Source organism: Caballeronia sp. J97 (assembly GCF_905220305.1).
Classification (GTDB): Bacteria; Pseudomonadota; Gammaproteobacteria; order Burkholderiales; family Burkholderiaceae; genus Caballeronia.
Genome location: NZ_CAJMZL010000033.1, coordinates 19,460 through 33,638, shown reverse-complemented (window position 1 = coordinate 33,638; position 14,179 = coordinate 19,460). Strand labels below are relative to the sequence as shown.

Annotated in this window: 17 protein-coding genes; 6 read left to right on the top strand and 11 right to left on the bottom strand. The window is 62.4% G+C overall.

The window, feature by feature from the left end; genetic code table 11:
• Nucleotides 1–29: 29 nt before the first annotated feature.
• From U4Y90_RS29995 to U4Y90_RS29985, 3 genes are read right to left on the bottom strand one after another with little or no spacing between them, the layout of a single operon-like run.
• Nucleotides 30–1,472, bottom strand: a complete 1,443-nt coding sequence (locus U4Y90_RS29995; protein WP_321800076.1) for an NAD(P)(+) transhydrogenase (Re/Si-specific) subunit beta — start codon at nucleotides 1,470–1,472, stop codon at nucleotides 30–32.
• A complete protein-coding gene (locus U4Y90_RS29990) occupies nucleotides 1,473–1,793 on the bottom strand; it encodes an NAD(P) transhydrogenase subunit alpha (protein WP_008351539.1) in 321 nt (106 codons plus the stop codon). It lies immediately after the preceding gene.
• A gap of 14 nt (nucleotides 1,794–1,807) precedes the next feature.
• The gene (locus tag U4Y90_RS29985; protein ID WP_321800075.1) at nucleotides 1,808–2,953 is read right to left on the bottom strand and encodes a Re/Si-specific NAD(P)(+) transhydrogenase subunit alpha; all 1,146 of its coding nucleotides are present in this window, start codon (nucleotides 2,951–2,953) and stop codon (nucleotides 1,808–1,810) included.
• A gap of 225 nt (nucleotides 2,954–3,178) precedes the next feature.
• On the opposite strand from U4Y90_RS29985, the gene U4Y90_RS29980 reads away from it, so the two are divergent.
• From U4Y90_RS29980 to U4Y90_RS29970, 3 genes are all read left to right on the top strand, one after another.
• Nucleotides 3,179–3,661: an NUDIX hydrolase gene (locus tag U4Y90_RS29980; protein ID WP_321800074.1), complete on the top strand. Its 483-nt coding sequence runs from the start codon at nucleotides 3,179–3,181 to the stop codon at nucleotides 3,659–3,661.
• A 7-nt stretch (nucleotides 3,662–3,668) separates the two neighbouring features.
• The gene (mnmA, locus tag U4Y90_RS29975; RefSeq protein ID WP_321800073.1) at nucleotides 3,669–4,799 is read left to right on the top strand and encodes a tRNA 2-thiouridine(34) synthase MnmA; all 1,131 of its coding nucleotides are present in this window, start codon (nucleotides 3,669–3,671) and stop codon (nucleotides 4,797–4,799) included.
• 153 nt (nucleotides 4,800–4,952) lie between these two features.
• Complete coding sequence (locus tag U4Y90_RS29970; RefSeq protein ID WP_321800072.1) at nucleotides 4,953–5,510, top strand: TetR/AcrR family transcriptional regulator; 558 nt, start codon at nucleotides 4,953–4,955, stop codon at nucleotides 5,508–5,510.
• 295 nt (nucleotides 5,511–5,805) lie between these two features.
• Here U4Y90_RS29970 and U4Y90_RS29965 read toward each other — a convergent pair whose 3' ends face one another.
• From U4Y90_RS29965 to U4Y90_RS29945, 7 genes are all read right to left on the bottom strand, one after another.
• Nucleotides 5,806–6,417, bottom strand: coding sequence for a glutathione S-transferase family protein (locus U4Y90_RS29965; RefSeq protein ID WP_321800071.1), 612 nt, complete (start codon nucleotides 6,415–6,417; stop codon nucleotides 5,806–5,808).
• Between the two features lie 130 nt (nucleotides 6,418–6,547).
• Complete coding sequence (locus U4Y90_RS36205; protein WP_415749429.1) at nucleotides 6,548–6,718, bottom strand: hypothetical protein; 171 nt, start codon at nucleotides 6,716–6,718, stop codon at nucleotides 6,548–6,550.
• Nucleotides 6,719–6,867: 149 nt separating this feature from the next.
• Complete coding sequence (locus U4Y90_RS36200) at nucleotides 6,868–7,014, bottom strand: hypothetical protein (protein WP_415749430.1); 147 nt, start codon at nucleotides 7,012–7,014, stop codon at nucleotides 6,868–6,870.
• Between the two features lie 50 nt (nucleotides 7,015–7,064).
• On the bottom strand, nucleotides 7,065–7,769 hold the full coding sequence (locus U4Y90_RS29960) for a PqiC family protein (protein ID WP_321800070.1): 705 nt from the start codon (nucleotides 7,767–7,769) through the stop codon (nucleotides 7,065–7,067).
• Nucleotides 7,766–9,451 carry an intermembrane transport protein PqiB gene (locus U4Y90_RS29955; RefSeq protein WP_321800068.1) on the bottom strand — a complete coding sequence of 562 codons (1,686 nt, stop codon included), beginning with the start codon at nucleotides 9,449–9,451 and terminating at the stop codon, nucleotides 7,766–7,768. Before U4Y90_RS29955 ends, U4Y90_RS29960 begins: the two co-directional genes overlap by 4 nt.
• The gene (locus tag U4Y90_RS29950) at nucleotides 9,444–10,124 is read right to left on the bottom strand and encodes a paraquat-inducible protein A (RefSeq protein WP_321800066.1); all 681 of its coding nucleotides are present in this window, start codon (nucleotides 10,122–10,124) and stop codon (nucleotides 9,444–9,446) included. The genes U4Y90_RS29955 and U4Y90_RS29950 overlap by 8 nt, the downstream gene beginning before the upstream one ends.
• The gene (locus U4Y90_RS29945; RefSeq protein ID WP_321800065.1) at nucleotides 10,121–10,801 is read right to left on the bottom strand and encodes a paraquat-inducible protein A; all 681 of its coding nucleotides are present in this window, start codon (nucleotides 10,799–10,801) and stop codon (nucleotides 10,121–10,123) included. The genes U4Y90_RS29950 and U4Y90_RS29945 overlap by 4 nt, the downstream gene beginning before the upstream one ends.
• Before the next feature lie 459 nt (nucleotides 10,802–11,260).
• Between U4Y90_RS29945 and U4Y90_RS29940 the strand changes: the two genes are divergently transcribed.
• The 3 genes from U4Y90_RS29940 (at nucleotide 11,261) to U4Y90_RS29930 (ending at nucleotide 13,142) form a co-directional block, all read left to right on the top strand.
• A complete protein-coding gene (locus U4Y90_RS29940; protein ID WP_321800064.1) occupies nucleotides 11,261–11,830 on the top strand; it encodes a cytochrome b in 570 nt (189 codons plus the stop codon).
• A 116-nt stretch (nucleotides 11,831–11,946) separates the two neighbouring features.
• Nucleotides 11,947–12,504, top strand: coding sequence for a YceI family protein (locus U4Y90_RS29935; RefSeq protein ID WP_321800063.1), 558 nt, complete (start codon nucleotides 11,947–11,949; stop codon nucleotides 12,502–12,504).
• 59 nt (nucleotides 12,505–12,563) lie between these two features.
• Nucleotides 12,564–13,142 carry a YceI family protein gene (locus tag U4Y90_RS29930; RefSeq protein WP_321800062.1) on the top strand — a complete coding sequence of 193 codons (579 nt, stop codon included), beginning with the start codon at nucleotides 12,564–12,566 and terminating at the stop codon, nucleotides 13,140–13,142.
• A gap of 82 nt (nucleotides 13,143–13,224) precedes the next feature.
• On the opposite strand, the gene secF is transcribed toward U4Y90_RS29930, so the two are convergent.
• The gene (gene secF / locus U4Y90_RS29925; protein WP_321800061.1) at nucleotides 13,225–14,175 is read right to left on the bottom strand and encodes a protein translocase subunit SecF; all 951 of its coding nucleotides are present in this window, start codon (nucleotides 14,173–14,175) and stop codon (nucleotides 13,225–13,227) included.
• Nucleotides 14,176–14,179: the final 4 nt, after the last annotated feature.

Below are 14,179 nucleotides of genomic sequence, written 5' to 3'. Positions count from 1 at the left end.
GGTTCGGCAGCGTCGAACCGAAGCGGCGATTACTCCACCGCCTTCATCATCTCTTCCACCACCTTCTTCGCGTCCCCGAACACCATCATCGTCTTGTCCATATAGAACAGTTCGTTGTCGAGGCCGGCGTAGCCCGCCGCCATCGACCGCTTGTTCACGATGATCGTCCGTGCCTTGTACGCCTCCAGAATCGGCATGCCGGCGATCGGCGATTTCGGATCGGTCTTCGCGGCCGGATTCACCACGTCGTTCGCGCCGAGCACCAGCACCACATCCGTCTGACCGAACTCGCTGTTGATGTCCTCCATCTCCTGCACCATCTCATAGGGGACTTCGGCTTCGGCCAGCAGCACGTTCATGTGCCCCGGCATCCGTCCGGCAACCGGGTGAATCGCGTACCGCACGTCGATGCCTTTCTCGACGAGCTTGTCCGTCAGCTCCTTCAGCGCATGCTGCGCGCGAGCCACGGCGAGGCCATAACCCGGCACGATCACCACGCTTTCGGCATTGCCGAGCATGAACGCGGCATCGTCGGCGGAACCGGATTTGACCGGACGCTGCTCCGCCGATCCACCCGCCGTCGCACCGCCTGCCTCGCCCCCGAACCCGCCGAGAATCACGTTGAAGAACGACCGGTTCATCGCCTTGCACATGATGTACGACAGAATCGCACCGGACGAGCCGACCAGCGACCCGGCAATGATCAGCATCGGATTGTTCAGCGAGAAGCCGATGCCCGCCGCCGCCCAGCCCGAGTACGAGTTGAGCATCGACACGACCACCGGCATGTCCGCGCCGCCGATCGGAATGATGATCAGCACGCCCAGCGCGAACGCGATGATCGTCATGATGATGAACGGCAGCCACGACTCGGTGAGCATGAAGATCACGCCGAAGCCGACCATCGCGATGGCGAGCAACAGGTTGATCAGATGCTGCCCCGAATACGTGACCGGCGCGCCCTGAAACAGCCGGAACTTGTACTTGCCCGAGAGCTTGCCGAACGCGATCACCGAACCCGAGAACGTGATCGCGCCGACGAACGTGCCGATGAACAACTCGACGCGATTGCCGTACGGAATCGGCTCGCCGAGCGGCGCGAGTCCGAACGCCGCGGGTTCGGCAACCACGCCATACGCAATGCACACCGCCGCGAGACCGATCAGCGAGTGCATCGCCGCGACGAGCTCGGGCATCTTGGTCATCTCGACCTTCGCCGCGATATACGCGCCCGCGCCGCCGCCGATGATCAGCGCGACGAACAGCAGCGACAGCCCGAGCGCCAGATTCGCTTCGAGATACGCGGCCTGCTTCACGATCAGCGCGAGCGTGGTGAGAATGGCGATCGCCATCCCCGCCATGCCGAACGTGTTGCCGATGCGCGCGGTCTTCGGATTGGACAAGCCCTTCAGCGCCTGGATGAAGCATACCGAGGCGACGAGATACAGGAGAGTAACGACGTTCAGACTCATTTACGCGCCCTCCTTGCTCGTGATCTTCTTCGGTTCCTTCTTCTTGAACATCTCGAGCATTCGCCGTGTGACGAGAAAGCCGCCAAACACGTTCACCGCCGCGAGCAGCACCGCGAGCGTGCCGAAGAACTTGCCCGCCGCGCCGACCGTGAGGCCGACCGCGAGCATCGCGCCGACGATGACGATCGCCGAGATCGCGTTGGTCACGGCCATCAGCGGCGTGTGCAGCGCGGGCGTGACGTTCCACACCACGTGGTAGCCGACATAAATGGCCAGCACGAAGATGATGAGGTTGATCACCGTGTGATTGATGACATCCATGATTTTTCTCCGTGTCAGGCCGCGGCACGCGCGACTTGACCGTCGCGGCACTGGAGCGTGGCCGCGACGATGTCGTCCGCGAGATCGATGTTGAGCGTGCCTTCCTTCGTCAGAATGAGCTTGAGGAAGTCCAGAAGATTGCGGGCGTAGAGCGCGGAGGCATCGGCGCCGACCATCGAAGCGAGATTCGTGTGGCCGACGATATGCACGCCGTGCTTCATCACCACCTGATCGACTTCGGTGAGCGGGCAGTTGCCGCCTTTCTTGCCCTCGAACTCGGGTCCGCGTCCGGCGGCGAGATCGACGATCACGCTGCCCGGCTTCATGTGCTTGACCGTTTCGACGGAAATGAGCGTCGGCGCGGGACGGCCGGGGATCAGCGCGGTCGAGATCACGATGTCCGCCGCCTTCGCACGTTCGTGCACCTGCGCCGCCTGCCGCGCGAGCCAGCTTGCGGGCATCGGTCGCGCGTAACCGCCGACGCCAACCGCCGCCTCGCGTTCCTCGTCGGTTTCGAAGGGCACGTCGACGAACTTCCCACCAAGTGATTCGATCTGCTCCTTCACGGCGGGACGCACGTCGGACGCTTCGACGACCGCGCCGAGACGCTTGGCCGTCGCAATCGCCTGCAGGCCCGCGACGCCCGCGCCGAGCACGAGCACGCGCGCCGCTTTCACGGTGCCGGCGGCGGTCATCAGCATCGGCATGAAGCGCTGGTAATACTGGCAGGCCATCAGCACCGCCTTGTACCCGGCGATGTTCGCCTGCGACGAGAGCACGTCGAGACTTTGCGCGCGCGTCGTGCGCGGAGCGGCTTCGAGCGCGAACGCGGTGACGTTCGCGGACGCGAGCCGCGCGGTGTTCTCGGTGTTGAAGGGATCGAGCATGCCGATGAGCACGGCGCCCGGCTTGAGCATCGCCAGTTCGCTTTCGCTCGGCGATTGCACCTTGAGGACGATCTCGGCGGAAAAGGCCGTCGCGGCATCGACGAGATCCGCGCCCGCCTGAGCGAACGCATCGTCGATATAGCTTGCCGGCAAGCCCGCGCCGCTCTGGACAGAAACGCGATGTCCTTGGGCGACGAGCTTTTTGACCGTTTCGGGCGTAGCGGCGACGCGCGCCTCGTTCGCCCGCGTTTCAGCAGGCACTCCGATGTGCATCTTGTAATCCTCCTGTCTTTGTTGCTCCCGTCACCCGGTCAAGGGATCAGGAAGGCTTAAGGCTGAGTTTTATTTCAAATGCTGGAACTGACGGCTATCGCAACTGTAACCGAAGATTGCACGCGCAAGAATCCGATCCGGAACTTGTTATGCATGTCAGTGCGTCAGCGCTTACCCTTAGGACGCTCGCGCGGGATCGTCGCCGGGACGGTAAAATATCTCACCATGAAATCAGATACTTGGGCCCCCCACGTTACGGTGGCTGCGATCGTCGAACGGGACGGGCGCTTTCTCGTCATCGAAGAGCACACATCGGCAGGGCTGCGAATCAACCAACCGGCCGGTCACCTCGAAGCGGGCGAAACGCTCGTCGAAGCGGTGATCCGGGAAACGTTCGAGGAAACGGCGCATCGCTTCGAGCCGGAAGCGCTCGTCGGCGCGTATATGACGCACTTCGCGCGGCCGGGGCGCGACGTCACGTATCTGCGCTTCACGTTCTGTGGCAAGTCGCTCGGAGAAGCGGCCGGTCGTTCGCTCGACGAAGGCATCGTGCGCGCGATGTGGCTCACCGCCGACGAGTTGCGGTCGTCCGTGGACCGGCACAGGACGCCGCTCGTGATGAAGTGCGTCGACGATTACCTGTCCGGGCGGCGCGTGCCGCTCGATTTCATTCATACGCATTCGGTCGCGCCGGTGGTGCGGGCGTGATATCCCTATGAGCAAGCAAAAAGTAGTGGTGGGCATGTCGGGCGGCGTGGATTCGTCGGTGACGGCATGGCTTCTGAAGGAGCAGGGCTACGACGTCGTCGGCCTCTTCATGAAGAACTGGGAAGACGACGACGACGGCGAATATTGCTCGACGCGGCAGGACTGGATCGACGTGGTGTCGGTGGCCGATCTGATCGGCATCGATGTCGAGGCCGTCAACTTCGCCGCCGAATACAAGGACCGCGTGTTCGCGGAGTTCCTGCGCGAATATTCGGCCGGCCGCACGCCCAATCCGGACGTGCTCTGCAACGCCGAAATCAAGTTCAAGGCATTTCTCGACCACGCGATGTCGCTCGGCGCGGAAACCATCGCGACGGGGCACTACGCGCGCGTGCGCGAGCATGACGGGCTGTTCCAGTTGCTCAAGGCCACTGATTCGACCAAGGATCAGTCGTACTTTCTGCATCGGCTGAATCAGGCGCAACTGTCGAAGACGCTGTTTCCCCTCGGCGAAATCCCGAAGACGAAAGTACGCGAGATCGCCGCGCAGATCGGTCTGCCGAACGCGAAGAAGAAGGATTCGACCGGCATCTGCTTCATCGGCGAACGGCCGTTCCGCGACTTTCTGAACCGCTATCTGCCGACCAAGCCCGGTCCGATGAAGACCGCCGACGGCAAGACGGTCGGCGAGCATATCGGGCTCGCGTTCTACACGTTCGGGCAGAGAAAGGGCATCGGCATCGGCGGCGCGAAGGACGGCAGCGGCGAACCGTGGTTCGTGGCCGGCAAGGACATGGCGACGAACACGCTCTATGTCGTCCAGGGCCACGATCATCCGTGGCTCCTGTCGCCGACGCTCGTCGCGGGCAACACGAGCTGGGTCGCGGGCTTCGCGCCGGAAGAGGGCGTGGCGTGCGGCGCGAAGACACGCTATCGGCAACAGGATGCCGCGTGCCGTTTCGCGAATGAGGACGGCGGCCGTTTCGCCCTTCATTTCGACGACGCGCAGTGGGCCGTGACGCCGGGTCAATCCGCCGTGCTGTACCAGGGCGATGTGTGTCTGGGCGGCGGCATCATCGAGCACGCGGCGGCGGGGCAGGAATCACTGCGGGCGGTGGCACTCGCCGCCGCGCGTTAGCCTCGCCGGCAAGCCATCGCGCGACGAGCCCCGATCCCGGTCGGGGCTTTTTATTTGTCACCGGTCCGATAAAAACTTTTTTGATACAAGCGCTTGACCGTCTATCTAGCGGTAGATAAATTACGCACAACGAATGCAGGGACAATGCCCGAAATGGACAAGAACACGGTACGCGAAGCGCTGCTGGACCATGCTCAGACGTTCTTGATGACGCGCGGCTACAACGGATTCAGCTATCGCGACCTGTCCGGGCGGGTCGGCGTGAAGACGTCGAGCATCCACTATTACTTTCCGACCAAGGAAGATCTCGCGCTCGAGGCGGTGAACGCGTACAGCGCGGACGTGATGTCGTCGATCTACGCAATCGACAGTTCCGCGACGGCTGACAAGAAACTCGATAGATATACCAAGCTGTTCGGGCGGATCATCGGCGACGGCAATCAGATCTGCCTGTGCGGCATGCTCGCGGCGGACATCGAATCGTTGCCGGAGAAGGTGCGGCACGCGGTGCAGTCGTTCTATAAGGCCAACGAGAACTGGCTCGCGAAAGTGTTGGCCGAGGGTGAAGCGCAGGACACGCTCGATGCCGGCGGGAAACCCGAGGCCGCGGCACGCACCTTGTACGCCGCATTCCAGGGAAGCTTGCTCGCAAGCCGTCTGTTTCAGACGCGCGCCCGGCTGGAAGAAGTCGCAGATGCGTTTCGGCGGTAGATAAGCCTGTGGATAACCTTGTGAAAAACGAGTGCATTCGGTTGCGATTATCTACCGTCGAGTAGATAGATTTTGGCGAATTCAGGCAGTTTTCGTACCTGCTGCGACCTAACGTCCGTTGATATGGCCATTAGAGCGAGTTTCTTGGCGGGAAATAGCGGTCGGATCGGAATTACGGCCTTTCGTCTGATCGGTTATCTATCTAGCAGTAGATTCAATTTGGAAACCGCTACCCACATAGACGCAACCACCGTCGCTGGCGACGACGGTGGTTGCGCTGTTCGCGAAGAAAAAATCAGACGGGCGCGGTATCGACGAACGACTGGCGTTGCGAGATGCGCGCGTAGTATTTGTCGAGATTCGGATGCGCGTCGCGCCAGTTCAGGTCGGACATGCGGAAATCGAGATAGGCGAGCGCGCAGCCGCACGCGATGTCGGCGAGCGTAAAGCGGTTCGCCGAACACCACTGCTTCGAGCCGAGGCCGCGCGCCATCGCGCGCAAGCCGTCTTCGATCTTGTGGCGCTGGCGCGTGATCCACTTCTCGCTGCGATGTTCCTCTTCACGCAGCACGCCTTCGAGACGGATCAGCACGGCGGCGTCGAGCATGCCGTCGGCGAGCGCTTCCCAGCAGCGCACCTCGGTACGCTCGCGACGTTCCTGCGGCAGCAGCTTGCCGACGGGCGTGAGCGTATCCACGTATTCGCAGATGACGCGCGAATCGAAGACTGCTTCGCCGTCGTCCAGGATGAGGCACGGCACCTTGCCGAGCGGGTTGTAGTCGTGGATCTTCGAATCGGATGCCCAGACGTCCTCGAGCACCAGTTCGCAGTCGATTTTCTTTTCCGCCATGACGATCCGCACCTTGCGGACGAATGGACTGGGTCGCGAACCGATCAGTTTCATCATCTAATTTTCACGGTTGATTCGAAATGCGGGCGTCGACGATCTTAACCGGGCGCGCACGAACCATCGGCAAATTAGAGATAGCGGCGTTCGACAATGTCGCCTGCCGACAACAAGCGAAGCAGCGCGCGACTCAGCTTCGCCGCGGCGGAAAGAGCACGGGCAGCGGATTCGCGAGCATGCGGCGACCGACTTCGCGTCGCAGCGCGCTTGTGCGGCGCGGGCCGAAACGGCGGGAGCGCGGCGCGAGCGTGAACGCGAGCCCGAAGCTCACACCAACGTTCAGCACGCCCGTCGAGATCACGCCGATGCGATACGCGCCGCGTCTGCCGAACGTGAGGCGCAGCCGCCGATGCTAGGCGATGACTTCGCCGACGCGCTGCAGTACGAATCAGTTGTCGGCCCAGCGCACGAGCAGGTTCGACGACCACAGCAGCACGCCGGTCAGTGCCGCTAGAGCGGCGTAACGCCGAAGATCGAGAACGACTCAAGCGTCTGGTGCGCGGTCTGAGGCGAGATGATGCTCTCGCCGAAGAAATGCGCCAAAGCCAGTTGAAGCATGAAACAGACTGGCGTGACAGCCGCGACATTGCCGAAGATCGCTGCGGCTTACGTACGCATCAGGGAGATCATCGAGTTCGCGGCGCATTTCACTGCGCGCTGGCAGTGGCTGCCGTGTCCGTCGAAGGACACGGCAGAACCGGCGCGGCAGCGGGCGTCTTGCTCGCGCCGCTCTTGCCCTTCGCGGCGGCGGACGACGCGCTGGCGGTCGCGCGCGGCAAGGAACCGAGGCTGCGCACGCCGGCGGAGATGGCGGAGGCGAGTTCGTCGACCGCCTTGCGATGACCGTCGACGAGCGCGTCGTAACCCGCATCCACGCGTTCCTCGGCGACCGTCCGGCACGTCAGCACGATATCGGAGCCGGCGGCGCGCACGCTCCATACGGCGTCGATCACGGCCTGCGAGCCCGGCCACGATTCGAAACGCCGCACGTTCACCTTCACGCGATACACCGGCACCGATTCCGGATGCGGTGTGCCGTAGACGTCGATTGCGCCGAGCCGCTGCGTGAGATCGGCGGACAGCGCGCGCCGCACTTCGTCGCCGGGCAGCGACGCCCAGCGCTCCTCTTCGAGCACGCGCACCTGCGCGGGACTCGTCTGCACCACCAACTGATTTTTCGCGACCTGCTGCGGCATGTCGACGGGTGCGAGCTCGAAATAGAACGCAGTGGAAGAGGACGGCACGGAACGCGCGTCGCCGCCGCCGAGCGTGTAGAAACGGCTCGTCGGCGAGGCGCAGGCGGCGAGCATCGCCGCCGCGCCCAGGGTCAAGATCAACGAGCCGAACTTCATGGTTTGTCTCCCGATTTTCCGCGCAAGAGCGATTCCGGATTCCGTTCCAGATAGTCCGCGAGCGAATTGAGCGATTGAAGCGTGCGCGTGAGTTCCTGCAACGCCTGATGCACATCCGACTGAAGCGGCGAATCCGACTGCAGCGTCGATTGCGCCTGGCCGAAGGTCTTCTTCGCCTGCACGAGCGTGTCGTGCATTTCCGGCATGACTTCGCGGTCGAGCCTGTCGAACAGCGCATTGGCGTTCTTGAGCGAACCGTTCAGATTCGTGCCGATCTCGTCGAACGGAATCTTGTCGATCTTGCGCGCGATGTCCGCGATCTGCAGTTGCAGCTCGTCGAGCGTGTTCGGGATGGTCGGCAACTCGATCGGATCGGTGTTGGCGGTCACTTGCGCGGGCGGCGCCTTCGGGAAGAAGTCGAGCGCGACATACAACTGGCTCGTCAGCAGGTTGCCGGTGCGCAACTGGCCGCGCAGGCCGCGCTTCACGAGCATTTGCAGCATGTCCTGGCTCGCCATCGTACCTTGCTGGGGCAACGCATGCTTCGCGCGTCTGCCGAGGCGTTCGGGATACAGATCGATCGTGACCGGCATCATGAAGGAGTGCGACTTCTGATCGTACTGCACGCCGATGCCCGTGACCTGCCCCAGAACGATGCCGCGGAAATCGACCGGCGCGCCGACCGACAACCCGCGCAGCGACTGGTTGAAGTTCATCACGACATGCACGGCGTCGCCGTCGGGATCGCGCATCGCGTCGGTCTGATCGCCGGCGAGGCGGAAGGTCGCATTGTTCTGCGCTTGCGGGCCGGATTGCTGGTTCGCCGGCGTCTGGAATGCGATGCCGCCCAGCACGACCGTCGCGAGGGACTGGGTGTTGAGCGTGAAGCCGCTCGAATCGAGTCGAAGATCGACGCCGCTCGCATGCCACCAGCGCGAGTTGGTGCCGACGTACTGATCGTAGGGCGCGGTGACGAACACCTGGAGCGTGACGCCGGTGCCGTCCTTGTCGAGCGAGAACGCGACGACCTGGCCGACCTGCACGCGCCGGTAATACACCGGCGAGCCGATATCGAGCGAGCCGAGCGATTCGCCGTGCAGCGTGAAGGTGTGGCCTTTTTGATCGCCGGTGACGGCGGGCGGCGTCTCGAGGCCGATGAAATAGGTCTGGTCTTCGGTGGACTTGCCCGCATCGACGCCGATATAGGAGCCGGAAAGCAGCGTCGACAGGCCGGTCACGCCGCTTGCCGCGACGCGCGGGCGCACGATCCAGAAGCGCGTGTCCTTGACGGCGAAATCGGTGGCTTCCTTCGTGAGCAGCACATCGACGAGCACGCGCGAATGATCCTTCGACAGCGTGATGGTTTTCACCGTGCCGATATCGACGTCCTTGAATTTCACCTTCGTCTTGCCGGGTTCGAGACCTTCGGCGGAAACGAAGCTGATGGTCACGGTCGGCCCGCGGCTCGACACCGTCTTCACGACGAGAATCACGCCGATCAGCGCGGCGACGAGCGGAATGACCCATACGAGCGAAGGCAGCCAGCGGCTGCGCGGTTCGATCACGGGTTCGGGCAGGTTCGGCGGCAGGCCGCCGCCACTCTTGCCTTTGTCGCCATTGCGGTTGTTACCGGCGGATGGCGCCGGCTGCTTCGGGTCGTCCGGACCTTGGGCACTAGTCATGTTTCTTTCCTGACGGTTCTATGTTGTCCCAGATGAGGCGCGGGTCGAATTGCATGGACGCGATCATCGTCAGCACGACAACCGACGCGAACGCGAGCGCGCCCGGCCCCGGTGTGATGACGGCGAGCGACTTGAAGCGCACGAGCGCGATGGTGAGCGTGATCACGAAGACATCGAGCATCGACCAGCGGCCGATTCCCTCGACGATGCGAAAGAGCGTCGTGCGCTGACGCGGCTGCCATCTGGAGCGCCGCTGCACGCTGATGGTGAGAAAGGCGAGCGTCACGAGCTTGAGCATCGGCACGAGAATGCTGGCGATGAAAATCACCGCGGCGAGCGGATAATCGCCGTCGTTCCAGAAGAGCGCGACGCCGCTCATGATGGTGTCGTCCTCGGAGCCGAGGATCGACGCCGTGTGCATGATCGGAAACAGGTTCGCCGGAATATAGAGAATCGCCGCGCTGATGAGCAGCGCCCAGGTGCGCGCGATGCTGTCCGGGTGGCGCGCGTGCACGACCGCGTCGCAGCGCGTGCACCTTTGTTTCTCCACGGTGTGCGCGAGCGGCTGCACGAGCCCGCACGCATGGCAGGCGACGACGTTCGAGCGCGACGCCGTGGTGTAGTGCGACTCGCTGGCGCGCTCGTCCATCATCGGATCGATGGGATCGTTCATGATTTCTGCCTCGCTTCAGAGGTGATGCGCTCGGGATCGTTCGCCCGACTCGTCGCGCCGCGCGCATCGAGCCTGCTCGCGATATCCCACAGCGCGCGCGGATCGAAACTCACGACCACCGCGAACATGAGCGTCAGCGCGCCGAACGCGAACAGCGCCGCCTCGGGAATCACGCGCGCGATGCTCACCATCTTCACGAGCGTGACGAGCACGCCGAGCATAAAGACTTCGATCATGCCCCACGGACGCACGAACTGAATGCCGCGCAGAAGCGCGTTGAAGCCGGGCGGCACGTAGCCGGAGCGCAGCGGCAGCAGCACATAGAGCAGCGCGAGCAATTCGCACAACGGAAACAGAATGGTCGAGCAGAACACGAGCACCGCCATGATCTCCATTTGCTCGTTCCACAACGCGACGATCGCACCGATGAGCGTGGTCTCCGACGTGAGCCCGTTCGCGTCCAGCTCGACGATGGGAAAGCCCTGCGCGATCACGAACGTGAAGAGCGCGGCGAGCGTCATCGCGCTGATTTTGTCGAGATTCGACGAGATGCTTCGATACAGCAGCGAGCCGCAGCGCGGGCATTTTGCCGACGTGCGCTGAGGCAGTGCACGTTTGTGGAAGAGCGCGTCGCATTCGTGACACGCGATCAGGTCGTCCGGTTGGTTCGCTTTCATGGTCGAGGCCCGATGCGTGTCGAGCGATTGAGTCGGGCGCCGCGAGGACCGGCTCCGACGGGAGCTTAGCAAACAGCGGGCCAGCGAAAATGTAAGCAGCATGGTATCAAATGGCGAGTCGGCGGCGGATTGAGCCGAAGCTTCTTTACGCACGGAATGAAACCGCCGGTCCGCTCGTTAATACCTTGATGCCGGAATCCGTTGTGGCTCGCGCCGCTTCGTCGCGTGTTCATCGACCGTTGCACGCGTGGAATAGTTCGTTGCATGCACGGCACGCGAACGCCCGGAAAGACGCTTCCGAAGCCCGGAAATCCTTGTCAGGACTGGGGTTGCGTATTTTGCGCAGGCGCTTTTGCGCGCGCTGGCAATTCGTTATCGTTGATGTAGCATGGCGGCCTTGAAGACTTGTCGTCGGCCGGCGACAGGCCGGGCGACATCGAACACATGGGTGAAAGCAATATGGAAAGCACCGCAAACATCGCGGCGACAGCACCGGCGCAACGATACAGCGCCACCGCGATCGGCCTGCACTGGCTGATCGCATTGTTGATCGTGGGCGGCTTCTGGCTCGGCTGGATCATGACCGACATCCCGGGCATCACGCCGACCAAGCTCAAATACTTCTCGTGGCACAAGTGGATCGGCGTGACGGTCTTCGCGCTCGCGCTGCTGCGCCTCGTCTGGCGGGCCACGCATCAGGCGCCGTCGATGCCCGATGGCATGCCGCGCTGGCAACAGGGCGCGGCGCATCTCACGCACTTCCTGCTCTATGTGCTGATGCTCGTGATTCCCGCGTCGGGATATCTCTACAGCTCGGCGGCGGGCATTCAGGTGGTGTATCTCGGCGTGCTGCCGTTGCCGACGCTCATCGGACCGGACAAGGCGCTGAAGGCGACGCTGCGCATCGTGCACGTCGCGCTGAATTACACGTTGCTGTTCTTCGTCGTAATGCACGTGCTCGCTGCGCTGAAGCACCATTTCGTCGATCGCGACGGCTTGCTCGCTCGCATGCTGCCGTTTCTCAAGTGAGCGCGTCGCATTGTTTCCTTGCCGTTGGCAGCACGTTTCCCGACGGCTGATTGTTATCGCGTTCTTATGATTTCCAATACCGGTTTGTTCGATCGAACTGTTTGAATAGGGCACACATGAAAGTGAAACTCAATCGTTGGATGCTGGCTACGGCTGCTTCGCTCGCGCTGATCGCCGGCGCGCACGCGCAGGTGGACATGAGCAAGAGCACGGTGATCGTCACCTCGAAGCAGATGAACGTGCCCACCGACGGCAAGTTCAACAAGTTCAGCGCGCAGATCGCCTTCGATCCGGCGAAGCCGACCGCGGGCACGGCGAGCATCACGATCGACACCGGCAGCTACGACCTTGGCGACGACGACTACAACAAGCAAGTGCGCGGCGCGGAATGGTTCGACGCAACCAAGTATCCGACCGCGACCTTCGTTTCCAGCGCGATCGCGCCGGCGGGCGGCAACAAGTACAACGTGACCGGCAAGATCACGATCAAGGGCAAGTCGCAGACGGTCACGGTTCCAGTGACGGTCACGCAGCAGGGCGCGACCGAAGCCTTCGACGGCACGCTGCCGATCAAGCGCACCCAGTTCGATGTCGGAACGGGTGAATGGAAAGATACGTCGATCGTCGCGGACGACGTCGTCATCAAGTTTCACATCGTTGCCGCGAAGAAGTGAGCGGTGTTTTTGTCACACACGACGCATATTCAGCGTATCTGGTTAGTCAGGAGAAGAACTTGAAAAAGCTTTCGATCATCGCCGCGGGCGCGCTCGCACTGGGTCTGTCGTTCGGCGCGATGGCCGCCGACACGTACAAGCTCGACCCGAACCACACCTATCCGAGCTTCGAGGCCGATCACTTCGGTGGCGTGTCGACGTGGCGCGGCAAGTTCAACAAGAGCAGCGGCGAAGTCACGCTCGATCGCGCGGCGAAAACCGGCACGGTCAACGTGACGATCGACGTGGCGTCGGTCAACACGGGCAACGTGAAGCTGGACGAGCATCTGCAGAAGGCCGAGTTCTTCGACGTCGCGAAGTATCCGACGGCCGAGTACAAGGGCACATCGATCAAGTTCGACGGCGACACGCCTTCGGAAGTGATCGGCACGCTGACGATGCACGGCGTGACGAAGCCGATCAACCTGAAGATCGAGAGCTTCAAGTGCTTCATGAACCCGATGATGAAGAAGGAAGTGTGCGGCGTCGAAGCGACGACGACCTTCGATCGCGGCGACTTCGGGATGGATTACGGCAAGTCGTATGGTTTCAGCCTGAAGACGGTGCTGCATATCCAGGCTGAGGGCGTTAAGCAGTAAAACTGAAGCACGTTGCCAAAAGCAAAGCGGCCGGTCTGTGAAGACCGGCCGCTTTTTTACGTCCCGGGATAACGCGTGGCGCTCAGACCTGTGCACCCGCATTCGGGTCGTTCGGATCGTACTTGTCCTTCTTGTCCTTCACGAGATCCTCGCGCTTTACGCCGAACCACATCGCGAGCGCCGCCGCGACGAACACCGACGAGTAGATGCCGAACAGAATACCCACGGTCAGCGCCAGCGCGAAGTAATGCAGCGTCGGGCCGCCGAAGAAGAACATCGACAGCACCATCATTTCCGTACAGCCGTGGGTGATGATGGTTCGCGACATCGTGCTCGTGATCGCGTGGTCGATCACTTCCTTCACGGTCATCTTGCGCTGCTTGCGGAAGGTTTCGCGAATCCGGTCGAAGATAACCACCGACTCGTTCACCGAATAGCCGAGCACCGCAAGAATCGCCGCCAGCACCGAGAGCGAAAACTCCCACTGGAAGAACGCGAAAAACCCGAGAATGATCACCACGTCGTGCAGGTTGGCGATGATGCCCGCGACCGCGTACTTCCATTCGAAGCGGAACGACAGGTAGATCACGATGCCGATCACCACGCACGCGAGCGCGAGCAGGCCGTTCGTCACGAGTTCCTTGCCGACCTGCGGACCGACGAACTCGACGCGCTGCAGCTTCACGCTGGCGTTGTCGGCCTTGAGCGCCGTCATCACCTGATCGCTCTGCTGCGCAGAGGTCAGGCCCTGCTTGAGCGGCAGACGAATCAGCACGTCCTGCGACGTGCCGAAGTTCTGCACTTGCGCATCGGGATAGCCGAGCCTGGACATCGACGCGCGCACCGGCTCCAGTTGCGCGGCTTGCGGATACTGCACCTCGACGACCGTGCCGCCGGTGAACTCCACCGACAGATGCAGTCCGCGATGCACGAGGAAAAACACGGCCACTAGGAACGTCACGAGCGAAATCACGTTGAAAATCAACGCGCGCTCCATGAACGGCAAGTCGCGGCGGATACGGAAGAATTCCATTTGC